The 21,723-nt window shown below is 62.8% G+C and carries 26 protein-coding genes; 11 read left to right on the plus strand and 15 right to left on the minus strand.

The genetic code is table 11. From position 1 onward, the window contains the following. Positions 1-7 precede the first annotated feature (7 nt). Complete coding sequence (locus FJ977_RS02310) at positions 8-634, plus strand: TetR/AcrR family transcriptional regulator (protein WP_140768188.1); 627 nt, start codon at positions 8-10, stop codon at positions 632-634. Positions 635-664: 30 nt separating this feature from the next. Here the strand turns inward: FJ977_RS02310 and FJ977_RS02315 are convergent, their stop codons facing one another. Continuing rightward, complete coding sequence (locus FJ977_RS02315) at positions 665-1,516, minus strand: hypothetical protein (RefSeq protein ID WP_140768190.1); 852 nt, start codon at positions 1,514-1,516, stop codon at positions 665-667. An 87-nt stretch (positions 1,517-1,603) separates the two neighbouring features. Here FJ977_RS02315 and FJ977_RS02320 point away from each other — a divergent pair, with 87 nt between their 5' ends. The 3 genes from FJ977_RS02320 to groL all read left to right on the plus strand — a co-directional run bounded on the left by FJ977_RS02320 (position 1,604) and on the right by groL (position 4,718). Beyond that, positions 1,604-2,428 carry a class I SAM-dependent methyltransferase gene (locus FJ977_RS02320; protein ID WP_140768192.1) on the plus strand — a complete coding sequence of 275 codons (825 nt, stop codon included), beginning with the start codon at positions 1,604-1,606 and terminating at the stop codon, positions 2,426-2,428. A gap of 275 nt (positions 2,429-2,703) precedes the next feature. Beyond that, a complete protein-coding gene (gene groES, locus FJ977_RS02325) occupies positions 2,704-3,000 on the plus strand; it encodes a co-chaperone GroES (protein ID WP_010915433.1) in 297 nt (98 codons plus the stop codon). 62 nt (positions 3,001-3,062) lie between these two features. Then, complete coding sequence (gene groL, locus FJ977_RS02330; RefSeq protein ID WP_140768194.1) at positions 3,063-4,718, plus strand: chaperonin GroEL; 1,656 nt, start codon at positions 3,063-3,065, stop codon at positions 4,716-4,718. A gap of 105 nt (positions 4,719-4,823) precedes the next feature. On the opposite strand, the gene FJ977_RS02335 is transcribed toward groL, so the two are convergent. After that, positions 4,824-5,432, minus strand: a complete 609-nt coding sequence (locus FJ977_RS02335) for a TetR/AcrR family transcriptional regulator (protein WP_140768196.1) — start codon at positions 5,430-5,432, stop codon at positions 4,824-4,826. Positions 5,433-5,531: 99 nt separating this feature from the next. On the opposite strand from FJ977_RS02335, the gene FJ977_RS02340 reads away from it, so the two are divergent. The 6 genes from FJ977_RS02340 (at position 5,532) to FJ977_RS02365 (ending at position 10,893) form a co-directional block, all read left to right on the plus strand. Next, a complete protein-coding gene (locus FJ977_RS02340; protein WP_140768198.1) occupies positions 5,532-6,542 on the plus strand; it encodes an NAD(P)-dependent alcohol dehydrogenase in 1,011 nt (336 codons plus the stop codon). A gap of 36 nt (positions 6,543-6,578) precedes the next feature. Then, positions 6,579-7,046, plus strand: coding sequence for an OsmC family protein (locus FJ977_RS02345; RefSeq protein WP_140768200.1), 468 nt, complete (start codon positions 6,579-6,581; stop codon positions 7,044-7,046). Then, positions 7,043-7,429 carry a nuclear transport factor 2 family protein gene (locus FJ977_RS02350; protein WP_140768203.1) on the plus strand — a complete coding sequence of 129 codons (387 nt, stop codon included), beginning with the start codon at positions 7,043-7,045 and terminating at the stop codon, positions 7,427-7,429. Before FJ977_RS02345 ends, FJ977_RS02350 begins: the two co-directional genes overlap by 4 nt. 373 nt (positions 7,430-7,802) lie before the next feature. Then, on the plus strand, positions 7,803-9,854 hold the full coding sequence (locus tag FJ977_RS02355) for a pilus assembly protein TadG-related protein (RefSeq protein WP_140769679.1): 2,052 nt from the start codon (positions 7,803-7,805) through the stop codon (positions 9,852-9,854). Continuing rightward, positions 9,851-10,456: a TadE/TadG family type IV pilus assembly protein gene (locus FJ977_RS02360; protein WP_140768205.1), complete on the plus strand. Its 606-nt coding sequence runs from the start codon at positions 9,851-9,853 to the stop codon at positions 10,454-10,456. Before FJ977_RS02355 ends, FJ977_RS02360 begins: the two co-directional genes overlap by 4 nt. Continuing rightward, positions 10,453-10,893, plus strand: a complete 441-nt coding sequence (locus FJ977_RS02365) for a TadE/TadG family type IV pilus assembly protein (protein ID WP_140768207.1) — start codon at positions 10,453-10,455, stop codon at positions 10,891-10,893. The genes FJ977_RS02360 and FJ977_RS02365 overlap by 4 nt, the downstream gene beginning before the upstream one ends. 65 nt (positions 10,894-10,958) lie before the next feature. On the opposite strand, the gene FJ977_RS02370 is transcribed toward FJ977_RS02365, so the two are convergent. The 9 genes from FJ977_RS02370 to FJ977_RS02410 form a co-directional block, all read right to left on the minus strand. Further along, the gene (locus FJ977_RS02370) at positions 10,959-11,570 is read right to left on the minus strand and encodes a LysE family translocator (protein WP_023766446.1); all 612 of its coding nucleotides are present in this window, start codon (positions 11,568-11,570) and stop codon (positions 10,959-10,961) included. Between the two features lie 71 nt (positions 11,571-11,641). Continuing rightward, entirely contained in the window at positions 11,642-11,941 is a 300-nt protein-coding gene (locus FJ977_RS02375) for a YkgJ family cysteine cluster protein (RefSeq protein ID WP_140769681.1), read from the minus strand. 52 nt (positions 11,942-11,993) lie between these two features. After that, positions 11,994-12,152 carry a hypothetical protein gene (locus FJ977_RS02380; protein WP_140768209.1) on the minus strand — a complete coding sequence of 53 codons (159 nt, stop codon included), beginning with the start codon at positions 12,150-12,152 and terminating at the stop codon, positions 11,994-11,996. A 1-nt stretch (position 12,153) separates the two neighbouring features. Next, positions 12,154-12,561 carry a hypothetical protein gene (locus tag FJ977_RS02385; protein ID WP_140768211.1) on the minus strand — a complete coding sequence of 136 codons (408 nt, stop codon included), beginning with the start codon at positions 12,559-12,561 and terminating at the stop codon, positions 12,154-12,156. Beyond that, complete coding sequence (locus FJ977_RS02390) at positions 12,561-12,785, minus strand: hypothetical protein (RefSeq protein WP_140768213.1); 225 nt, start codon at positions 12,783-12,785, stop codon at positions 12,561-12,563. Before FJ977_RS02390 ends, FJ977_RS02385 begins: the two co-directional genes overlap by 1 nt. A 359-nt stretch (positions 12,786-13,144) precedes the next feature. Next, positions 13,145-13,354 carry a cold-shock protein gene (locus tag FJ977_RS02395; RefSeq protein WP_010915421.1) on the minus strand — a complete coding sequence of 70 codons (210 nt, stop codon included), beginning with the start codon at positions 13,352-13,354 and terminating at the stop codon, positions 13,145-13,147. 327 nt (positions 13,355-13,681) lie between these two features. Continuing rightward, positions 13,682-14,005: a YciI family protein gene (locus tag FJ977_RS02400; RefSeq protein ID WP_140768215.1), complete on the minus strand. Its 324-nt coding sequence runs from the start codon at positions 14,003-14,005 to the stop codon at positions 13,682-13,684. A 54-nt stretch (positions 14,006-14,059) separates the two neighbouring features. Next, positions 14,060-14,728: a glutathione S-transferase family protein gene (locus tag FJ977_RS02405; RefSeq protein WP_140768217.1), complete on the minus strand. Its 669-nt coding sequence runs from the start codon at positions 14,726-14,728 to the stop codon at positions 14,060-14,062. 219 nt (positions 14,729-14,947) lie between these two features. After that, positions 14,948-16,393, minus strand: a complete 1,446-nt coding sequence (locus tag FJ977_RS02410; RefSeq protein WP_140768219.1) for a patatin-like phospholipase family protein — start codon at positions 16,391-16,393, stop codon at positions 14,948-14,950. Between the two features lie 166 nt (positions 16,394-16,559). Here FJ977_RS02410 and FJ977_RS02415 point away from each other — a divergent pair, with 166 nt between their 5' ends. Further along, complete coding sequence (locus FJ977_RS02415; RefSeq protein ID WP_140768220.1) at positions 16,560-16,739, plus strand: CsbD family protein; 180 nt, start codon at positions 16,560-16,562, stop codon at positions 16,737-16,739. 48 nt (positions 16,740-16,787) lie between these two features. Here FJ977_RS02415 and FJ977_RS02420 read toward each other — a convergent pair whose 3' ends face one another. The 4 genes from FJ977_RS02420 to FJ977_RS02435 form a co-directional block, all read right to left on the minus strand. Continuing rightward, entirely contained in the window at positions 16,788-17,921 is a 1,134-nt protein-coding gene (locus tag FJ977_RS02420) for a metallophosphoesterase (protein ID WP_140768222.1), read from the minus strand. A gap of 126 nt (positions 17,922-18,047) precedes the next feature. Continuing rightward, positions 18,048-19,169, minus strand: coding sequence for an FAD-binding oxidoreductase (locus FJ977_RS02425; RefSeq protein ID WP_140768224.1), 1,122 nt, complete (start codon positions 19,167-19,169; stop codon positions 18,048-18,050). 63 nt (positions 19,170-19,232) lie between these two features. Then, positions 19,233-20,774 (minus strand): amino acid ABC transporter permease/ATP-binding protein, encoded by a 1,542-nt coding sequence (locus tag FJ977_RS36605; protein ID WP_140768226.1) that lies wholly within the window; start codon positions 20,772-20,774, stop codon positions 19,233-19,235. Between the two features lie 96 nt (positions 20,775-20,870). Further along, positions 20,871-21,713, minus strand: coding sequence for an ABC transporter substrate-binding protein (locus FJ977_RS02435; RefSeq protein ID WP_140768228.1), 843 nt, complete (start codon positions 21,711-21,713; stop codon positions 20,871-20,873). Between the last annotated feature and the right edge of the window lie 10 nt (positions 21,714-21,723).

A 21,723-nucleotide genomic window follows, 5' to 3' on the forward strand; every position in this document is an offset into this window, starting at 1 on the left:
CCGGTGCATGACACAAGCAAGGCGAACAGCGACCGAACCGAGGCGCATGCCGAAGCAGGAGCGCAGCCGCGAGCGCATCGACGCCATCCTGTCGACGACCATGAAGCTGATCGGCGAGAAGGGCATCGACGCCGTCACCATGAAGGAGGTCGGCATGCTGGCGGGCGGGCCGATCGCCACAGTCTATCACTACTTCCCCAACAAGTCGGCGATCCTGGCGATGCTCTATGAGCGGTTTTCGGAGGTCAGCCGCGCGCGACTGACTGATATCATCGCCGATGTCCGCGAAGCCAAGGACGTCATCGTCGCGGCCGACCGGCTGCTTGACGATTACCTCAGCCGCGTCGCCGGCGATCCGGCCATCCAGGATCTGCAGAACGCCATCCAGGCCGACAAGGCGCTCAAGAATCTCGACATCGCCGAAACGCGGCACCAGGCCAGGATGTTCTGCGACCACGTCATCGGCCTGATCGAGCCGCGGAAGCACGAGCAGTTCGAACGCATCGTTCTGCTGATCTTCCAGCTCGCCGGCGGCGTGGTGCGCCTGGCACTTGCGGAGGGCGAAGCGGAAAGCCGCCGCACCATCGAGGATTACCGGTCGATCATTCACACCCAGTTGCGGCTGTTTCTTTAGACGGAGCGTCGGCCTCAGCCGCTTGTTAGCCTATCTTGCCTGACGGATGAAGCCTTCGAAGCCGTCGGCCAGATCGGCGGCGCCGGCCGCGAACATCTTCGCGAGACTCTGGGGACGGCCGGGAGTCTTGTTGGCATCAAGCAGAATGGCCCTGCCCTCATGCAGGACGAAATCGAACTTTCCGTAGTCGAAGCCGAGTTCGCGCCGCCGCTCACGCATTTCGTCGGGAACCGGGACGGGCTCACGCCGGATCGTTTCGGATGCCTTGACCAGGCTGTTTGGCGAGACGTAGCGGGTACAGCGCTCGCGCTCTCCGCAAAACACCCAGAAACGCGCCGCAAAACCGTCGGGTTCTCTTTCCGGGATGAACTTTTCCACGACCAGATCGTCGTTTCCGAAGATGCCGTCCGGAACCTCACCGAGAGATCCATAGACCTCATAGGGTTGCAAGGTTGGCAGATGCGGAAAAGGCGGCGGCTTCCCGGCGCGCCTCGATCGCCGGTTGAGGAGTGTCTCCGGAATACCCCGATTGTTGAGGTCACTCTTGACGATGACCGGGCCCTGCCAGGCGTCGCCTTCCGATATCAGAGCCCCGCTGATCCGCCGTTTCGAGATATCGGACGCCCCGACATTGAGGCAGAACGCAAAGCCCTTGGCATAGTCGACATGGTCCGCGGGCGTTACTGTCGCATCGACGTGCAGAACCGCGATATCGGCATTGTATATCTTCGATGGGCCTTGCTGGATCCGGACCGAATGGCCGCGCCGCTTCAGTTGTTCCAGAACATCGAAAAGCAGATAGGGGCTGCCCCTCCGCAACATAAGATTGCGCTTGCCCAGGAACCGGTCATGCTCATGCGTTATGACGACGATATGCGACACAGCAATTCCCCTTGGCTTCCATGCCCGCTTCCATTAAGCGGCTCTCATCGCTCGATGCCAGACCTTCCTGGGCTCCAACGGGTTTGAATGCCAAATCATTGGGATAATTATCATCGGCACTGGAAGCTCCTGGACGCCCCGCTCCGGCCGACCGCGGAAACCGTCGACATATTCGATCGCGAACTTGGTCTCGGGAATGCCGATGTCCTTCTGCTCGGCGTGACACCCGAACTGGCAATCCTGGGCAGGTCGATGCTGGCGATCGATCAATCGGCAACCATGATTTCCGGCGTGTGGGCGGGCGACAACGCCTCGCGAAGGGCGATGGCCGGCAATTGGCTAAGCCTCCCCCTGGAACAAGCCAGTTTCGACGCCGTCATCGGCGACGGCTGCCTGTCGGCAGTCGATTCCAAAGCCGCCCGCCATGCGCTGCTGGGCGAAATCGCAAGAGTGCTGAAGCCCGGCAAGCGCGCGGCGATCCGGGTTTTCGCCCGGCCGGAAGCGGCGGACGATCTGCTCGACATCGAAGCTTCGGTGCTGGCTGGCGGGGTCGAGAATTTTCACGCGCTCAAATGGCGCATCGCGATGGCATGCACGACGGACGACGGCGACAATACCGTCAAAGTACAGGCAATCCGTGCAACATTCGACAGGCTGTTTCCGGATCGCGAAGCCCTTGCCGCACGGACGGGATGGAGCATGGTGTCCATCAACACGATCGACGTCTATGCAGGTTCCGAAACCAGGTACAGTTTTGCGACGCTTTCCACGCTGTTGGATGAGGCAAGCGCCTGGTTCGACCAGGTGCGCGTCGTGCCGAGCGGCTCTTACCCGCTGGCCGAACGCTGCCCGCTTCTGGTGCTTGAATCGCCGAGGCGCCGGCAGGAAGAACAACCCGTGGTTCGATCTTGACACTCCGGAAAATGGCTTGTGCCTCGGATACCGGGTTCCGCTTGACAGGACTGCATTCGAACGGGAGTTCGCGCGGCAACCGGGATTTTTCGGCACCGCCGGTCAGCGCGAGAAAAATTTCCCATGACTGCCCCTTCCCGTGCGCCTTGACTCTCGCAGGTCGGCGGCCTATTTCAGCGCCACGTTAGCACTCGCCCTTGGTGAGTGCTAACCATATGTCCGGCTTCGCCGGACGGAGGAACTGTTTCTCACCGTTCTCATTCGAGGAAGAAAAAATGGCAAAGTCGAAGTTCCGCCCGCTTCATGACCGCGTGGTCGTTCGCCGGGTCGAATCCGAATCCAAGACCGCCGGCGGGATCATCATCCCGGATACGGCGAAGGAAAAGCCGCAGGAAGGCGAGATCATCGCCGTCGGCTCCGGCGCCCGCGACGAAAGCGGCAAGCTCGTGCCCCTGGACGTCAAGGCTGGCGACCGCATCCTGTTCGGCAAGTGGTCGGGCACCGAAGTCAAGCTCAATGGCGAAGACCTTCTGATCATGAAGGAATCCGACATCATGGGCATCATCGGCTGATTATCGGCCTCACCGTCAACTGAATTCCGGGCTTACCCCAAGCCCCTGCCAGGAGCTTAAAAATGGCTGCCAAAGACGTAAAATTCTCCCGTGATGCCCGCGAGCGCATGCTGCGCGGCGTCAACATCCTCGCCGACGCGGTGAAGGTGACCCTCGGCCCCAAGGGCCGCAACGTCGTCATCGACAAGTCGTTCGGCGCCCCGCGCATTACCAAGGACGGCGTCACCGTCGCCAAGGAAATCGAGCTTGAGGACAAGTTCGAGAACATGGGCGCGCAGATGGTCCGCGAAGTCGCTTCGAAGACCAATGATATCGCCGGCGACGGCACCACGACCGCGACCGTTCTGGCGCAGTCGATCGTCCAGGAAGGCCACAAGGCGGTTGCCGCCGGCATGAACCCGATGGACCTGAAGCGCGGTATCGATCTGGCCGTCACCGAAGTCGTCGCGGCTCTCGGCAAGGCTGCCAAGAAGATCAAGACCTCCGAGGAAGTTGCCCAGGTCGGCACGATCTCGGCCAATGGCGACGAGTCGGTCGGCAAGATGATCGCGGAAGCGATGCAGAAGGTCGGCAACGAAGGCGTCATCACCGTCGAGGAAGCCAAGACCGCCGAGACCGAACTCGAAGTCGTCGAAGGCATGCAGTTCGACCGCGGCTATCTCTCGCCCTACTTCGTCACCAACGCCGACAAGATGGTTGCCGATCTCGAGGACGCCTACATCCTGCTCCACGAGAAGAAGCTCTCCAACCTGCAGGCCATGCTGCCGGTTCTCGAAGCCGTCGTGCAGACCTCGAAGCCGCTGCTCATCATCTCGGAAGACGTCGAAGGCGAGGCTCTGGCCACGCTCGTCGTCAACAAGCTGCGTGGCGGCCTGAAGATCGCCGCCGTCAAGGCACCGGGCTTCGGCGATCGCCGCAAGGCCATGCTGGAAGACATCGCCATCCTCACCGGTGGCCAGGTCATTTCGGAAGACCTCGGCATCAAGCTCGAGAATGTTGGCCTCAACATGCTCGGCCGCGCCAAGAAGGTGTCGATCTCCAAGGAGAACACCACCATCGTCGACGGCGCCGGCAAGAAGGCCGAGATCCAGGGCCGCGTTGCCCAGATCAAGCAGCAGATCGAAGAGACCACCTCGGACTACGACAAGGAAAAGCTGCAGGAACGTCTCGCCAAGCTGGCGGGCGGCGTTGCGGTGATCCGCGTCGGCGGCGCGACGGAAGTCGAAGTCAAGGAAAAGAAGGACCGCGTTGATGACGCCCTGAACGCGACCCGCGCGGCCGTGGAAGAAGGCATCGTCGCCGGCGGTGGCGTGGCCCTGCTGCGCGCTTCGGCCAACATCAAGGCTGCCGGCGCCAATGCCGACCAGGCTGCTGGCATCAACATCGTGCGTCGCGCACTGCAGGCTCCGGCCCGCCAGATCGCGTCGAACGCCGGTGCGGAAGCTTCGATCGTTGCCGGCAAGATCCTTGAGAACAAGGGCGCGACCTTCGGCTACAACGCCCAGTCGGGCGAGTATGGCGACATGATCGCGATGGGCATCGTCGACCCGGTCAAGGTCGTGCGCACCGCTCTCCAGGACGCGGCCTCGGTCGCCGGCCTGCTCGTCACCACCGAAGCCATGATCGCGGAGGCTCCGAAGAAGGAGTCGGCTGGCGGCGGCATGCCTGGCGGCATGGGCGGCGGCGGCATGGGCGGCATGGGCGGCATGGACTTCTAAGAAGTCCATAAGCACGCCCATGAGCCACCTGGCTTATGCATACGGAAGGGCGGCAGCGATGCCGCCCTTTTTGTTGTGCGGTTGGCCCGGCCGGTAATAGCTCTCTTATGCGGCGGTCTCTGCTTGCTGCGCCACCTCTCCAGCCAGCACCGCGCCTTCAATCAGCGCCGCCACCTCATCAGCGACCGCGTGTAACGGGGCGCGGTCGCGCGTGGCACGGGCGATCACCATAAGCCCTTCCAGCGACGATTCGACCAGCAATGCCAAAGCGTGGGCGCGGCGCTCGGGCACCCCTGCCCTGACGAAGGCCTCCCGCAGAAGGCCTATCCACTGCTCGAAGGCCGAGCGGCACAAATCCGCCAGCTCAGGCACGTCGGTCGGCGAGTCCAGCACCACCGGTGCGATCGGACAGCCAAGCGAAAACTGGTTGTCCTCCAGCATGCGCGCCACCGACTGGTAGATATGATGGACGGCCACCGCCGGATCCCTTTCAGCGGCCAGCGCCTCGCCCAGCCTCTCCGTCACCTTGGCGACACTGTCACGCGTCACTTCGATGACCAGCTGATCCTTGCCGCCGGGAAAATGGAAATAGAGCGAGCCGCGCGGCGCGCCGCTGGCGCTCAATATGTCGTTGAGCGAGGTGCCGTGATAGCCGCGCTTCCGGAGCAGCAGCGCCGTCGTCTCGAGTATGCGGGTGCGGGTGTCGTTCGCCATGTCAACCTCTGTCAGCAGCGGTCATTATAGGCCTTGCACCTAATATGACAATCGGTCTACATAATATGTAGATCAGTCTATATATTAGAGGAAGCCGACATGCGAACTTATCGTCTTGAAGGGTCCGGTGGCACCGAATGCCTGGTGATGCGCGACGGGGCGCAGCCGCGGCCGAACTCGCATGAGATCGTGGTGCGCGTTCACGCCACCTCGCTCAACCGGCGCGACACGATGATCCTCAACGGCACCTATCCGCTGACGCCGCGCCAGGGCGTCGTTCCGCTGAGCGACGGGGCCGGTGAAGTTGTCGCCATCGGCGATGCCGTCACCCGCTTTGCCGTCGGCGATCGCGTGACCGGCAGCTATTTCGCGCGCTGGATCGACGGCCGCATGCATCCGGGCGTGGTCGACCAGCTCGGCTGCACGCTGGACGGCATGCTAAGCGAATTCGCCCTGCTCGACGAGCAATGGGCGGTCCGCTTGCCGGAGCATCTCTCCTGGCATGAGGCTGCGACACTCACCTGCGCCGGGCTGACGGCCTGGAGCGCGTTAACGGGCGCGGACGCTCCAAGGCCCGGACAATGGGTTCTGACCATCGGCTCGGGCGGTGTCGCGTTGTTTGCCTTGCAGTTCGCCAAACTCATGGGCTGCCGTGTCGCCGCCATCACCTCGCGCACCGAGAAGGCCGACAGGCTCCGCGCGCTCGGCGCCGATCTCGTCATCGCCACCGCCAACGCGCCGCAATGGGGCATGAAACTGCGCGAGCAGACCGGCGGAATCGATCTGGTCGTCGAGACCGGCGGCCCGGCGACCTTTGGTCAATCGCTGATCGCCAGCGCTCTCTACGGGCGTATCGTGCTGCTCACCGTGCAGGACCAGAAGGGCAGATCGGTGGAGATTCCAGCCGCCGTCTACCAACGCAGCCTTGCCACCATCGGCCGCGTGTTCGTGGGCAGCCGCAACGGGCTGGAAACGATGCTCGCCGCCGTCGCCGCGCATCGGCTGAAGCCGATCATCGACAGGATCTTCCCGTTCACCGATGCGCGCGAGGCCTACCGCCATTTCCGGCAGGGCGACGTCTTCGGCAAGGTCGTCATCGACGGCGCGTGATAGCAGCATTCCCCAAACCAGAGAGGAGTATCAGCCATGACAATCCGCGAAGCATCAGCCCAATGGCAGGGCACGCTAAAGGAAGGAGCCGGCCGGCTGCGGCTGGGCAGCGGCGTGTTCGAGGGCGCCTATTCCTTCCCCTCGCGTTTCGACAATGGTCCGGGCACCAATCCGGAGGAACTGATCGCGGCCGCGCACGCCGGCTGCTTCTCGATGGCGCTTGCCGCCGTCCTCGACAGCGAAGGCCGCACGCCCGGCAGCATCCATACGATCGCACAGGTGCATCTCCGCGCCACGACAGCCGGCCCGACCATCACCCGTATCGAACTGAAGACGCAGGCAAGCGTCGCCGGCCTGGCGGCTGAGGACTTCGAGCGGCTGGCGCAATCGGCCAAGGCGGGCTGCCTCGTCTCACGGGCGTTGGCCGGCGTCGCCACGATCTCGCTGAAGGCCGACCTCGTCGACGCCGCCATTGACCACGAAAGGAAGGAACCCATCCAATGACCAGGGAAGTCATCATCGACATCGCCACCGCAAAGCGCTCCAGCGAAACGGCCGAAATCATGCAGCGCTACAACGACGTGTTCCAGCGCCACGATCCGTCCGCGCTCCACGAACTGGTGGCGGAGGACTGCGTGATCGAGAACACCACGCCGGCGCCGGACGGTGCCCGTCGCGCCGGCAAGGCCGCCTGCGTCGAACTGTGGTCGGCGATCGCCACCGGGCCGGGCACGCGCTTCGACATCGAAGAGACTTTCGTCGCCGGCGACCGCGCGACCATCCGCTGGTGCTACTGGATGGCCGACGGCAACTCACTGCGCGGCGTCAACCTGATGCGCGTCGCGCACGGACGGATCGTCGAGGCGATGGGCTATGTGAAGGGGTAGAGCGTCGGGCCACCCCACAGAAGATTTCCTGCCGGCCTTGCATCAGGAACCGGATGACGACAAATACAGGAGAGCGGATCTGCTAAACCGCGCTGCTCCCCGCACCAGGCGTGCGACACGACAATTCGTGGCACGGCGCGATGGCGAAGATGCGCCGCCTTGCGCGCCTCCCTGCCATCAAGGATAACGGCCGACTATTCCTCGGTCTGTTTCGTCAATAAAATCAGATACTTCCATCAATTCTCCGTGATCCTGTAAAGACTGCCGGACAATATTTCTTAACACATTCGCCATTACTAAAGGGTGAGAGCAAGGCGAAGCTGCTCGAGCGTGTGGTGTCGGGTAACCAGCGATGCAATTTTTCCGGCGATTTTTGCGGAACCGCGACGGCAACATCCTGATCATCTCGGCACTGGTAATGCCGGTCCTGATCGGCATGGCCGCCCTGGTGACCGAATATGGCGCCGCGCTGGTCCAGCAGGCCGACAATCAGCGCGTTGCCGACCTGTCGGCCTATGCAGGCGCGCTCGCCTACAATGCCAACAAGTCCACCGACCAGATGACTGCCACAGCTGTCGGCGTCGCGGTGCTCAACGGCGTCGCCGCCGCCAATGTCCAGGTCAGCCTGGTTGCCTCCCCCAGGACAGCCGGCGTCAACGCCGTTTCGGTGTCGGTCAACACCTACAGGACCTTGTTCCTGGCCCGCATCCTGAACGATCGCCAGCAGCTGCAGATCTACGCCAATTCGGTGGCCGAGGTCGGCGCGCAACCACAGACGCCCGGATGCATGCTCGCGCTCGACGGCACGCAGACCGGCGTGACGCTGAGCGGCGGCACCTCGATCTCGGCGCCGAAATGCACCGTCTCTTCCAACAACACGGTGACCGTACCTTGCGGCACCAGCATTTCGGCGATCGGCGTCAACTATAATTCCGCCGCGGCTCCAAGCCAGCCCTGCAATGGCATCACCGGCCCAGGCGGGGCGGCTGCGGTGATCACCAAGAAATCGACCCCTGACCCGCTGGCCGGCAATGCCGCGGTCACGGCCGCCGTGGCCCGCTTTTCAACCGTGGCCGCCCTGTCGGCGACGACCGCCCCTTCTGCTCCGACCAATACGACCGGCACCAACATCGACTTCGCGTGGGACCAGACCGCGACAATGAACGCAGCTGCGGCCGCTGGCTGTACAGCGTCCTGGTCGCAGCCGACCTGGACGTTCAGCTGTGGCAGCAAGACGACCGTCAATCTGGGGACCGTCACTATCGGCGGCGGCATCAACCTGAATTTCGCCCTGAACGGTGCGGCAACGACCACCTACAATTTCGCCGGCGATTTCACCACCAGCGCCACGACGAGTTTCGGTCCCGGAATCTATAATTTCGCCAAGACCCTGACGACGGCGGGAACGACCACTTTCAAGGCCGGTACCTATAATTTCGGCAAGCAGGTGACCACCGCCGGGACCACCACCTTTGGCGCCGGCACTTTCAACTTCACCAAGGGTTTGACCACCGGCGGCGGTGCCACCACAACCTTTGGAGCCGGCACCTTCAAGATTGGTCGCAGCGACACCGCCTGCAGCGGCTCGGGGCAGGTCAGCATCTGCAATACCTCCACCTTGACCTTTGGCGGACCCAGCGTTTTCGAGCTGCCCGGCGGCTATACCAACACCGGCGGTTCGACACTCACCTTCGGCTCGGGCACGACCAATTCCTACAAGATCGGCCCCGGCAGCAACGGCGATGCCATCACGATCGGCGGCGGGTCCACGACCATCATGGCCGATGCGACCGGCGCGAGCAGCGTCTTCCAGGTCGTCGGCAATGTGAATGGCGGCGGCGGCGGCAGCTGCTTTGTCGTCAGCGCCGCGGCACAGCACGACATCTCCGGCAACTTCATCGGCTCGGGCGCCATCCTGCTCGGCGCCGGCGTCTATACAGTGGACGGCTATTTCGCGCTTGGCGGCAATGGCGGCGGCAGCGCCAACTGCAACGGCAGCACGATCAGCGTCAGCGGCGCCAATGTGACGCTTGTGCTGTCAGGCAAGGCCAAGTCCAGTTCGGGAAGTTGCAACGGCTATGTCTTCTGCGTCGCCGCCGGCTACAGCAACATCGTGCTCACAGCACCGCAGTCGGGAGCAACGGCAAAGCTGGCGGTTATCGGTCCGACGGCGACCACAAACACCGGCGGCGCGACATTCGCCGAAGGCGGCTCCAACGCCCAGATATCAGGTGCATTCTACTTTCCCTATGGCCCGATCGTGATGAATGGCGGCTCGAGCGTGCTGGGATCGAAAACCGACTCGACCAAGTGCCTGCAGATGATCGGCTCGCGCATCACGCTATCGGGCGGCACCGCGGCAGCTTCGGAATGCATCGCCGCGCCCAGCACCGGCGCCAGCAGCAAGGTGAGCCTCGTGGAATGAGAAATCCGTCACGCCTCTGCCTCAGCCTGCTCGCCGGCGGGGCTCGTTCATTCACGGACTTCCTTCGGCGTCAGAAAGCAGGCGTATCGGCGGTCGAGTTCGCGCTCGTCACTCCGGTGCTGCTCGTCATCCTTGCCGGAACCGTCGACATAGGCGGCTCGCTGAAGGCCAAGTTCGAACTGAGCTCGGCGGTCTCGGCCGGTTCGAACTATGCGCTGCTCAATGGCGACAAGGTCAACTCCTCCGGCGGCAGCGCATTGGCCGGCAACATCGCCACGGTGGTGACGAGCGGCCTGAGCGGCAATGCCGGCAACATTCAGGTCGTCGTCAACAACGGCCCGACGATTGCGTATGACGCCAGCACATCCAAGGCGACCCAGAGCGGCACGGCCGCGAATGCGGACCTCTGCTACTGCCCGGGCAATTCCGGGACCGTCGCCTGGAGCACCCCGGTCGCATGCGCCAGCATCTGCAGTGCCGGCGGGATCGCCGGAAAATTCGTGACGATCGCGGCCAGCAAGCCCTACACGCCGCTTTTCGGCGGCTTCGGCATCGTCACCAACGGCAATATCACCGTCAACTCGGTGGTGCAGCCGCAATGAGCCGTTGCCGGTCGTTCCTGCGCGACAGATCCGGCGCCAACGCCGTCGAGTTCGCGCTGCTGTCGGTGCCGTTGCTGATGGTGTTGATGGGCACGTTCGAGTTCGGTCGCATGTACTGGGCGCAGCACGTGCTGAATGAAATCGCCGCCGCGGGGGCTCGTTGCGTCGGCGTGCTGCAGAGCGGATGCACGCAGAACGGCGCCTACAACGCCGCCAGCGCCATCAGCTATATCAGCAACAGGGCGGCAACCGACGGCATTGTCCTGAGCACGACCAACATCACCGTCAGCAACAACACCACCTGCTCGGGCCTGTCCGGCTTTTCGAGCGTCCAGGTCTCCTACACGTTCGCGACCGTGCTGCCGGCCTTCCTGACCTCGCTGGCGAATGGCCCCAACCTCAGCGCCAAGGCTTGCTTCCCAAATCAGGGTGCCTGATGCAGTTCGCCCATAAGCGATCTCGGTTTTGAGAGAGCGACACGCATCGAAACAAGGGCGTGGAGCTACCGATCGGCAAGTGCCAGCTTGGCGCCGAGCATGACAAAGGCGCCCGCGAACGTCCTGCGCATCCAGGTCAGCACCATCGGTCGCGACACGACGTGACTGCGGATCGAGGCGGCGAAGATGCCGTAGCCGACGAAAACGACGAAGGTCAAAAGCATGAAGACGGAGCTGAGTTCCAGCATCTTCGACAGCGCGTTTGGCTCGGTGGTGCTGACGAATTGCGGCAGGAAGGCGAAGAAGAAGATCGACAGTTTCGGATTGAGCACGTTGACGAGGATGCCGGTGGCGATCACCTTGCCGGCCGAGCGCGGCGCGACATTGTCCTCGACGCTCAAGCCGCCCTTCTCCTTCAGCGTGTTCCAGGCCATGTAGAGGAGATAGGCGACGCCGAGATATTTCAGCGTCTCGAAAGCAACCGCGCTGGTGTGCAGCAGTGCCGCAAGGCCGGTGATGGCCGCCGCCATGTGCGGGATGATGCCGAGCGTGCAGCCGAAAGCCGCAATGATCGAGGCCCGCGCACCGCGCGAAAGTCCGGCGCTCAGCGTGTACAGAACGCCGGTGCCGGGCGAAGCCACGACGATCAGCGACGTCAACAGGAATTCGATGCTCACGATGGTTCCTCCGGCACCCTGCCCTGACGCAGCGTAGCCAGCAAGGAGGCTTCGTCAAGCCGCCCACAATTCTAGGACGTCGGCAGTCCGTGCTCCCGGCGTGCCATCAAGCACTCTGCGTCGCCAGGCATGCAGGCGCGGCATACGTCCGGTCGGACGTCGTATACGCCGCACGCGGTCGCTTTGCCGACTTCGCCTGTCAAGGCCGAACAGCGCACGCCCTCACAGCGCATGCCCGACAGGTCGGCCGCTACATATTTTTCAGGGATGCGGTCGAGCTGCGCATCGTCCTCGGTGGAGAAGCGTGGCCATTCGGCCGAATAGGAACAGCACGCGCCGCAGCTCTGGCAGTCGAAGGCGGGCGCCAACAGGCCGCGCGGCGCAAGAACGGCAAGGTTGCGATCGGCGTCCTGCGGCAAGGCGCTACTTCTTCTTGCCTGTCTTGCCCTTGGGTGCGTCCACCGGCGACTTGAACAGATCGGTCGCCGCCTCGGCGACCTTCGGTGCGGCAGCCGGCTTGGCCGGCTTTGCAGCGGGAGCCGGCGTTGCCGGCTGGTCCTTGGCGGAGAATTTAATGGCCATGTCAGTCCTCGTCGGCGAAACGCGATGATGGTGCGCGCGGATTGCGCAAGCGGCCGATCAGCGCCGAAACCGCCGTGATGTTCATTTCCTCGGGCGACCAGTTCCTGGCTTCCGCGATGTGATGCGGCGCCAGTTCACGATGCGTGCTGCCGCTATAGGCGGCATCCTGGTAGGTCACCCGCTCCTGGGTCTTTTTGTCCTCGCGGACATATTCGATCAGGTAGTTCGGGGCTTCGGCACGGCCACGCACGCCAACGCGCACCTGGGCATCGCCATGGGCGCGCTTACAGCGTTCGAGTTTTTCCAGCACGCGCCGGACGTATTCGACCGGCTTGTCCAGGGTTTCGACCATGTCGGCAATGGTCGCATCGGCCGCGATCGGCGTCTGTGGTACGCGCTTGGTGGCCATCAGCGTTTTCCGGCTCGTTTCGGCTGCACCGCAAGTGCTGCCGCCGCCGCCATCTCGTCGGCTTCCTTTTCCAGGCGCAGTTCGCGCAAACGGGCGGTCTTGGCTTCCCGCGCCTCGCTTACGGCATCGCGCTCGGATATAATGCGGTTGAGCGACATTGACTGGGTTTGCGTCCTGCTGAACAGCGACGCCGCCGGATCGGCGGTCTTCGAATGGGCGGTCAAAATCTTTCTCCTGTCAGGAGCCTGGTGCCGATAGGACGAGACCGGCTCTTCGGTCAGGACCACGCACGAAGCAACACGGCATTGGGGCAATAGGGCAGCGGATTCAAATTGCTGAGGCGTTCCTTAGCACGTTCAGCCCGACGCGCAGCGCATTTTCGGCAGCAACAAGCGTAAAATGAAAAAGGCCAGGCACCGCCTGACCTCCGTAGGAGTACCGCACATCCAGATGGATGCATAGGAACACTCCGTTCATGCTCATGATGTGCCTTGGAAACTCAGGTTTCCGAGGCCATGCGCCCGAATTCGCCCATCACCGGTGCCAGTACATCCGTGGTCACCGGGAGGGCTGAATTCTTTCTTCAGGCCGCCTTCAACTGGTCGGCGGACATCTTGCCCGACTTGTTGTCGCGGACCATCTCGTAGCCGAGCTTCTGGCCCTCGACGATGTCGCGCATGCCGGCGCGCTCTACGGCCGAGATGTGGACGAAAACGTCGGCCGAGCCGTCGTCAGGCTGAATAAAACCAAAACCTTTGGTGGCGTTGAACCATTTAACTGTGCCGGTGCTCATAAACGAACCCTTTCCATGGCAAATATTCGTTAATCGCGGTGCGAATGCACAACGATTTTTGTCTCGATTTTTGATGGGGAAGTTCGTCAAAGGCGCGCAAGCGTGCGCGGATAACAAAAGTCAGTCAAACAAATATCGACATATTTCTTGTAGGCTTCTTTTGCCGCCGAGTCAATTTGTGGTTTTCCATCGGCCTGAATTCAACCTATGATTGCCCAGACATAAGACCTCAACTGGCGAAGCGGCCGAAAGACAACGTCCAAAAACGCACCACAACCGGAACCAACTTGTATGTGCCAGGAGGCCGAAGCCGGGCCGCGAGCCTGGCTATATAATGGCGCTGATCAGCGGCAGGATCTCGTAGTGGAAACCGCGGCCGGAACGCGACACTGGATCGCCATCGATCACGGCCCTCGCCTCGGCTTCGCTCCCGACACGCAGGATCAATAGGCCCCAGGGGCCGGCCGGGTCGGCAACCGGGCCAGCCACGATCATGCTACCCTCGCGAAGCTTGCAGCGAAGGTAGTCGGCATGCCGCCCCATCAGTTCCTTTTCTTCCTCGGTCATTGTGAAGGCGAAATCCGGTCGAGGCGGGATCAGCCGGCAATGAAATATCAATGGCGCTGTGGGCGGTCCGTCGTTGCTGGCCATCGGCCCTTCTCCAAAACCCCGTCAATCGGCCATCGGTATTCCGCCTCGATTGACCTATTCGTCCGGTCCCGGTTCCGGCCAGGGCTCCTTCGCCGCTTCCGCGTACCAGTGCCGCATCGCCGGCGTGGCCAGCACGGCGTCGACATAGGCCCTGGTGTCGGGCGCGAGTTCACCGCCATAGGTGTCGAAGCGGGTGACGACCGGCGCGTACATGGCATCGGCCGCGGTGAAATGGCCAAACAGGAAGGGGCCGCCCTTGCCGTATTTTTCGCGACACGCGCGCCAGATGGCCTCGATGCGAGCGCGCTGCACTTCGCCTTCGGCGTCGAGCGGCTTGTGGCCCTTGGGCCGGCGCAGATTCATCGGCCAGCCATAACGGACCTCGCGAAAGCCGGAATGCATTTCGGTGGCCACCGAGCGGGCCAAGGCCCGGGCGCCGATATCGTCGGGCCAGAGCCCTCTGTCCGGAAACAGGTCGGCAAGATATTCAAGAATGGCAAGGGTTTCCCAGACGATCCTGCCCCCGCCCTGCGACGGCTTGTGATCCAAGACGGGTACCTGTCCGGTCGGCGAAACCTTGGCAAGATTGGCAAAGGTCTCGGGCGTCCGCAGGCGCACGAAGCTTTCCTCGAACGGGATCTCCAGATGCTTCATCGCCACCCATGGCCTGAGCGACCAGGAGGAGAAACATTTGTTGCCGATGTAGAGCGTGAATTCAGCCAAGGCGATTTCCCCCAAATTTTCGTCACACTAGAGCAATTCCAGGAAAAGTGTGTAGCGGTTTTGCCGGGAAAAGCGCGTAGCGCTTTCCCTTGGGAAATGAGTCCAAACAAAGAGTTAGGGCAGTTCGGTGTTTCCGTGAAACGATGAACTGTTCCAGCCACGCAACGCAATGGCAGCAAAGCGTTTCGGCCGCCTTGCAGCTTTCACCCGGCGATGAACTCAGTTTGCCTGCGCAGCCAATTGCGCCCCAGGCGAAACCCCGGCGCGGGCGCGGATCGCGGCGACCGCGCTGGCAATATCGGCATTGACGCGCAGCGCCTCGCGTCCGGCTTCTATGGTGAGGTCGACCTCTTCGACCGGCAGCTTCAGCCGGGTCGGTATGGCGTTGAGCCTGATTTGCACCGCCGGATCGAGGTCGGCGAAAGACAGGTGCTGCACCACGAGCCGGACGTCGCGGCAATTCCAGCCGCCCGTCGAGCCTCGATAGGCGGCCACCGTCGGGGTCGGCAAGGCGCAGCGGTAGCGCACCAACTCCTCCTTCCACTGCGAGACGGCCAGGGTCAGGGCATCGAATTCGTCGCGCACCGAGGAAGAAAGCGTGGTGCTGGTCACGGCGTCGAGCAGTTCCGAGGCCTTTGGCCCATGGAGTGATTTCGCCCAACTCACATCCCTGTTGCTGCCCGCATCGGCGACGATGAAGATCAGCGTCGTCAGGCGAACGGCCGCCGAAGGCGACAGCGGCCCGTAGGGCGTGCCGGCGGCCGAGCGCTCGAGCGAAAAGCCGGTGACGCCGATATTGTCGGTCAAGCCGCCGTCGAGCAGCTTCACATAATCGAGCGGATCGGCGTTCTGGTAGGAATCGAGCGCGCTGGCGTAGGCCTTCAGCCTGAGCGAGGCGTTGCGGTCGGCAAGCGCCCGGCTCAGCCACAATGGCTTGCGGTAACCGCAATTCGGCTTGGTGGCGGCGACCACGATCGGGGCGAAGACGATGGGCACGGCGGCGGAGGCGGCAACCGCATCGGCCAGCCGCACCTTGTCGAGGTCACTGCACAGAGCCGCGAAGGTGTCGTAGGTGAACATGAACGGCGTGCGGTTGTAGATATCGGACGCGTTGACCCAGACGATCGGCCGGTCCGGCTTGCGGAACGCCTCGAAGGTCGCGCCGTCGAAAAGATGGTCGTTCAGCCATTTGGCGAAGCCGCTGCGGTCATTGACGCCGCCATAATAGGCGCGCACGAGATTGAGCGGCGACACCGATGTCCTGAGATCGGCTTCCGCGTCCTGGATCAGGAAACGCTGGCGAAAATCCTGGTAGCCGTCCTTGCCCTTGTAGCCGAAATAAGCCGCCGCGATGGCGCCGCCGGACGCTCCGGAAATCATCCTGATGTCGTCGACCAGCGTGCGGCGGTACGGCCGCTCGTCGATGACGATGTCGTCCAGGGCCTGCAGCACGCCATAGGAGAAGGCAGCCGCCCTGGTGCCCCCGCCGGAAAAGGCGAGGCCGACCACGGTCGAACCATCGTCACCCGGATCGGGGATGAAGGTCGGTGAAGGGTGGCCTGCTTCGGATGTCAGGACGTTGATCGGTCCGACATCGTCGGCGATGCAACCTGCCGTCAGCACGCAGACAGCGACCGCCAAGGCAAGGCGAAACAGAAAACGCATAGAACTCCCCCGGCCGCCCGTAGGCTGGTCCCGCGCAGACCCTAGCCGCATTGCCTCGCCAGAGGCAACCAGTTGTCTGGCGGCACCCTGCGGCCTGCGGAACCTAAGCAAGGCTGGACCGTTTGCCCTTCGCGAGTGAAAATCCCGAAATCCCAGGAGATGCGAAATGGTGAACAAGGATCAGGTCGCCGGCGTGGCTAAGCAGGTCAAGGGCTCGATCAAGCAAGCAGCCGGCAAGGCCACCGGCAACCGGCGGACCCAGGCCGAAGGCATGGCCGACAAGGTCGCGGGCAAGGTGCAGAGGGCCTATGGCGACGTGAAGGACAAGGTCAGGAAGGCGTTCTGATTCAGCATCGGGAAGATCGGAAAAGGCGGCTGCCCGAGGCCGCCTTTTTCATGTGCTCCAGCCCTTGCTGAAAGCGTTGGTGAAAGCGATCTCGCCGTGGTCGTCGGTCGCCTCGCCCAGCACCACGTCCATGCCGTCGCTGGTCACCCTGGCCAGAGCGAAACCTCCCATATAGGCAGCCTTCGGCTTGAACAGGTCGAGCCCGTCACGGCGGTAGATCAGCGAGGTTTCGTGCTGATGGCCGTGGAAGACGGCAATGACATTGTAACCCTTCAGCGCCGCCACCAGCGCCTGCCTGTCGGCCTCGCCCCACCAGTGCGGCGCACCGGCGCCGCCATCGTCATAGGTCCGCTTGGCGGGATCCCACCGCTCCGTCGAAAATGTGTCCCAGCCATAGTGCTGGAACAGGATGACAGGACGGCCATCCGACGCATAGGTCGCCAGATCCTGCTTGAGCCATGGCAGGCTCGAATCGGCGCCATGGCCGGTATCGCCGGCGAAACGATGCGTCTGGACGAGATGCAGGCCACCCCAATCCCATGAATAGCAGTCGGTCTCGACATCGTAGTCGGTGGCCGGCACGGGCGGCTTGAAGAACACGCCGGCGCGATGGTTGACTTCGACATAGTCACGCAGTTCGCGCCGATACCAGTCGACATGATGCGGCGGACCGTTCTGGTCGAGATCGTGGTTGCCGAGCCCGATATAGACCGGCATGTGAATGCGATCCGGGCCGACGCCCTGGCTGTAGCGCTGGCTGAATTGAAGCAGCTGCGTACCCTCGCTCGGCTGGGTGATCTGGCCGCCGCCGTCGTCGGTGATATCACCGCCGATGACAAGGCCGAGCGGCATGCCGATCCGGCGGCCCGCTGAACGCAAGCGGGTGGCGACGCCATTGATCTCGGCAGGCCAGTCCTTGTCGCCGATGGCATTCAGTGCCGCGACATTGCGCAGCAACGCGGCGTCGGTCTTGCCCTCCTGCTGGCAGTTGGGACTCAAGCCACTCGCCATGCGGCAGGCATGGATATCGGCGATGAACAGGAAGGTGGCGTCGATGGGCTGGATGCGCTGCCCTGTCTGGCTGAACGCCGGGCGTGAAACCGCACCAGCCGTGGCAAGACCGGCTACCTGCATCAGAAAGCTGCGTCGTGAAAGCAATTTTGGCCGCCGGTGATTCATCATCGGCGGAATTTCAGCACAAGCGGCGTCCGTCCGTCCAGTTTCGGCGATGTCGTCAGCCGATGTGCGTACCCCTGACGCATGAGTGGAAATTGAAATGAAGCGCCGGAAGCCTTTGGACTGGTCTGGTCAAAAGCGGCTTGGACGGAAGTTCGCAAGCAGCGGATGCCCAGTGCCGCTGGCGATCTCGCCGGCGAGCAGTTCGCCCGCAATCAGGCCAAGCGTTGCGCCGCTGTGGCTGAAGGCGACGTAATATCCCTGGATGTCCTTCAGTTGGCCGAAGACCGGCTCGCCGTCGCCGGGGATCGGCTTGGGGCCGACGCCGTAGCTTTCCAGTTCCAGTTTCGGATGGCCTTCGAGAACCTTCGAGGCTTCATCGAGAAGCCCCTGGACGGTCGAACCCTTCACACCATAGGTGCCGTCGGAATTGACGGCCACCTCTTCTTCCGACCAAGCGGAATCGAGCACCAGGGCTCCGTCCGGCGTCGGGCGGATGGCGACGCGCGGTGTGTTGAGCACGGCCCGGAGGGGCAAGTCGACCGACTTGGTCCTGACCAGCAGCGCGATCGGCGTTCCGTCGGCGATATGCTTGCCGGTGACCGCAACCATTCGCGGCACGTCGCCGCCGGTCGCCAGCAGTACCGCATTGGCAGCGAAGCTGGCGCCGCTTGTCGTGGTGACGCCAGTGGCGCGGCCGTCGATGACCGTGACCGCGGCGCTTCCGGCGTCGGTGACCAGCTGCCCGCCGCGCTGCAGAAATTCCGCGATCAATATCTCGATCAGCGACGGCAGGTCGACCCAACCCTCGCCCGGATTGAAGATCGCGCCTTGAGGCGTGACAGCGCTTGCAGCGATGCCGGGCGTGGCTGAAGCTATCGCGCCCGCGGACAGATGTTGCGCGTCATAGCCGAGGCCCTTTTCATGGGCGAAGACATCCGCGATCTCGTTCGAGGCGTCATCGGCATCCCATGTCAGGCCGCCGTCAAAGCGCAGCCAGGCAGCATCGGGATATCTTGCCGACAGCGTGCGGTAGCGGTCGATACCGATCATGCGCAGGCGATGATACTCCGCCGATCGCCTGCGCGCGGAATTCAGCCAAGCGAGCGAGCGGCCGGAAGCTCCCTTGGCGAGCGGTCCATTATTGACCAAAACGGTTTCGATCCCGAGCCTCGCAAGATGAACGGCCGAGGAGACACCGAAAATGCCGCCCCCGACAACAATGACCTTTGAGACCGAACGTGATGTAGCCATGGGGTATTCTTTCACTGGTGGAGGTTGGATCGGGCGACCGTCTCAGGGTCTGCGATCGTGGGATCAAAGCACTTCGGCAAGGAAGTGTTTCAGACGCGTGCTCTTTGGAGTGTCGAAGATCGCGGCGGGCGTGCCGGCCTCAATGACGCGGCCTTCATCCATGAAGACGACCTGATCGGCGACCTTGCGGGCAAAGCCCATTTCATGCGTCACCACGACCATTGTCATGCCGCGCCGGCCGAGGTCCGCCATCAGGTTGAGAACGCCCTTCACCAGTTCGGGATCGAGAGCGCTCGTCACCTCGTCGAACAGGATAACCTCCGGGTCCATCGCAAGCGCGCGGGCGATCGCCACGCGCTGCTGCTGTCCACCGGAAAGACCGCCGGGACGATGGTGTTTGCGGGCGGCGAGCCCGACATCGGCAAGGCGCGCCTCGGCGATGCGCTCGGCCTCCTGCACCGGAATGCCCTTGACCTTGGTCAGCGACAGCATGACGTTTTCCAGGGCTGTATGGTCCGGAAACAGGTTGAAATGCTGGAAAACCATGCCGACACGCCGGCGCAGTTTTTCAGGCTTCATCGCCAGGATGCTCGCGCCATCGAGCAGCACGTCACCACCCTTGGGCTCGACCAGGCGGTTGAGACAGCGCAACAAGGTCGACTTGCCCGACCCTGACGGGCCGATGACGCAGGTGACCGTCCCCGGCTTGACCGCCAGGCTGACGCCCTTGAGGACATCGAGATTGCCATAGGCCATGTCGAGATCGGTGATGGTGAGACTGCCGCCCTTGAAGCGGGGAAGCGCGGAATTGTCCTCAAGACCGCTCTGCGCAGGTGGATTGCTGACGGCGTTTTCCAGTTCATCGACCTCGGCAAGACCGCTGGTGACGTGGCCGGCCTTTTGCTTTCCAGCCCGCAGCGAGTTGTCGATGTAGTTGACCATGTGGGTCAATGGCACAGTGATGACGAGATAGAACACGCCGGCCAGAAGCAATGGCGAGAGGTTTCCGGTGACCACCGCCTGGTCCTGGCCGACACGGAAAATCTCGCGCTCCGATGCGAGCAGGCCGAGGAAGTAGACGAGGCTCGAATCCTTGACGTTGCCGATGAACTGGTTGACCAGGGCCGGCAAGACACGGCGGACGCCTTGCGGTATCACGATCAGGCGCATGCCTTGGCCGTAGCTCATGCTGAGCGCCCGGCAGGCCTCCATCTGCCCGCGCTCGACGCTCTGGATACCCGAGCGGAAGATTTCGCCGATGTAGGCGCCGGCGATCAGACTGAGGGCGAGAATGCCGAGCGGATAAGGCGAAGGCCCAAAGATTTCACGGCCGATGCGGGCAAAGCCCTGGCCGATCAGCAGGATGGTGACGATCGCCGGAAGGCCACGGAAAATATCGGTGTAGACCCGGGCGGGAAGGCGTAGCCAGCGCGATTGCGAGATGCCCATGACTGCCAGGATCATGCCGAGAACGACACCCAGTACCGTGGACGCGGCCGCGAGGATCAACGTGTTCTTCAATCCGATGGTGATCATGCTGGGCAGCACGTCCGCCATGGCCTGCCAGTCGAGGAAACTGCGCCGCAGGTTTTCAAGCCAGTCCATTCGCACCCCTTTCGGTTGCGCTGTCCGCATCGTCCGCCATCGAGTGCGGCAGCATAAGGCCCGGCCGCCGGTGTGAAAGCCGGCGGCCGGGTGCGATTACTTCTTGGGGAGATACTGGTCGGGCATCGGCGAACCGGGGAACCACTTCTCGTAGAGCGTCTTCCAGGTGCCGTCCTGCATGGCCGCATGAAGGGCGGTGTTCAATGCCTCGCGAAACTTGTCGTTGCCCTTGCGCACCACGAAGCCGGCGGGTGCGTCAAAGGAAGGAATATTGACCGCGATCTTCAGGTTCGGATAGCGAACGCCATAGTCCTTGGCGGCCTCGTAATCGAGGAAATGCGCGTCGACGGTTCCGTTGTTGAGTGCTGAAACGGCAGAATTGTTGTCGGGGAATTTGACGAGATCGGTTCCGACAAAATTCTTCGCCGCGTAGATTTCCTGGAGCGTCCCCTGCACGACGCCGAGACGCTTGCCCTTGAGCCCTTCCGCCGACGTGATCGCCTTGTCGGCGGTCAGCACGGAGAGATAGCCTGCAAGATACCCGTCGGAAAAGTCGACGGTCTTCTTGCGCGCTTCCGTCGTGCCGATTGCCGCGACCGCGACATCGAAGCGCTCGTTCGCAACCGAAGGCATCAACGCCGAGAATTCCTGGCCGGTGAAGATCACCTGGTCCGGCTTGAATCCCAAGCGGCTCGCGACGTTGCGGAACAGTTCGATGTCGAAACCGGTGAAGGTGCCATCCGCCTGGGTGAAAGCGTAGGGTTTGGCATCGCCCATGGTCCCAACGCTGATGACTTTCGCATCAATAAGACCGTAGGGATTGTCATCCGCGGCGGCGGCTGTCGAAAGCAAGCCGGCGCCGATGCACACGGCCATAAGAGCCATTGCGCCGGTCCGCACCGGTGACATCAACGACTTGAGAATTCCTATCCTGCTCATGTCTTCTCTC

Source organism: Mesorhizobium sp. B2-1-3A (assembly GCF_006442655.1).
In the GTDB taxonomy this organism is placed as follows: domain Bacteria; phylum Pseudomonadota; class Alphaproteobacteria; order Rhizobiales; family Rhizobiaceae; genus Mesorhizobium.

Excerpts from the sequence above, each read along its gene's own strand:
- groL (WP_140768194.1), top strand. The coding sequence starts at position 3,063 with ATGGCTGCCAAAGACGTAAAATTCTCCCGTGATGCCCGCGAGCGCATG.
- FJ977_RS02435 (WP_140768228.1), bottom strand. The coding sequence starts at position 21,713 with ATGAGCAGGATAGGAATTCTCAAGTCGTTGATGTCACCGGTGCGGACC.
- FJ977_RS02350 (WP_140768203.1), top strand. The coding sequence starts at position 7,043 with ATGACCAGGGAAGTCATCATCGACATCGCCACCGCAAAGCGCTCCAGC.
- FJ977_RS02420 (WP_140768222.1), bottom strand. The coding sequence starts at position 17,921 with ATGATGAATCACCGGCGGCCAAAATTGCTTTCACGACGCAGCTTTCTG.
- FJ977_RS02425 (WP_140768224.1), bottom strand. The coding sequence starts at position 19,169 with ATGGCTACATCACGTTCGGTCTCAAAGGTCATTGTTGTCGGGGGCGGC.
- FJ977_RS02335 (WP_140768196.1), bottom strand. The coding sequence starts at position 5,432 with ATGGCGAACGACACCCGCACCCGCATACTCGAGACGACGGCGCTGCTG.
- FJ977_RS02360 (WP_140768205.1), top strand. The coding sequence starts at position 9,851 with ATGAGAAATCCGTCACGCCTCTGCCTCAGCCTGCTCGCCGGCGGGGCT.
- FJ977_RS02395 (WP_010915421.1), bottom strand. The coding sequence starts at position 13,354 with ATGAGCACCGGCACAGTTAAATGGTTCAACGCCACCAAAGGTTTTGGT.
- groES (WP_010915433.1), top strand. The coding sequence starts at position 2,704 with ATGGCAAAGTCGAAGTTCCGCCCGCTTCATGACCGCGTGGTCGTTCGC.
- FJ977_RS02320 (WP_140768192.1), top strand. The coding sequence starts at position 1,604 with ATGCCAAATCATTGGGATAATTATCATCGGCACTGGAAGCTCCTGGAC.
- FJ977_RS36605 (WP_140768226.1), bottom strand. The coding sequence starts at position 20,774 with ATGGACTGGCTTGAAAACCTGCGGCGCAGTTTCCTCGACTGGCAGGCC.
- FJ977_RS02380 (WP_140768209.1), bottom strand. The coding sequence starts at position 12,152 with ATGGCCATTAAATTCTCCGCCAAGGACCAGCCGGCAACGCCGGCTCCC.
- FJ977_RS02365 (WP_140768207.1), top strand. The coding sequence starts at position 10,453 with ATGAGCCGTTGCCGGTCGTTCCTGCGCGACAGATCCGGCGCCAACGCC.
- FJ977_RS02345 (WP_140768200.1), top strand. The coding sequence starts at position 6,579 with ATGACAATCCGCGAAGCATCAGCCCAATGGCAGGGCACGCTAAAGGAA.
- FJ977_RS02310 (WP_140768188.1), top strand. The coding sequence starts at position 8 with ATGACACAAGCAAGGCGAACAGCGACCGAACCGAGGCGCATGCCGAAG.
- FJ977_RS02400 (WP_140768215.1), bottom strand. The coding sequence starts at position 14,005 with ATGGCCAGCAACGACGGACCGCCCACAGCGCCATTGATATTTCATTGC.
- FJ977_RS02410 (WP_140768219.1), bottom strand. The coding sequence starts at position 16,393 with ATGCGTTTTCTGTTTCGCCTTGCCTTGGCGGTCGCTGTCTGCGTGCTG.
- FJ977_RS02385 (WP_140768211.1), bottom strand. The coding sequence starts at position 12,561 with ATGGCCACCAAGCGCGTACCACAGACGCCGATCGCGGCCGATGCGACC.
- FJ977_RS02340 (WP_140768198.1), top strand. The coding sequence starts at position 5,532 with ATGCGAACTTATCGTCTTGAAGGGTCCGGTGGCACCGAATGCCTGGTG.
- FJ977_RS02415 (WP_140768220.1), top strand. The coding sequence starts at position 16,560 with ATGGTGAACAAGGATCAGGTCGCCGGCGTGGCTAAGCAGGTCAAGGGC.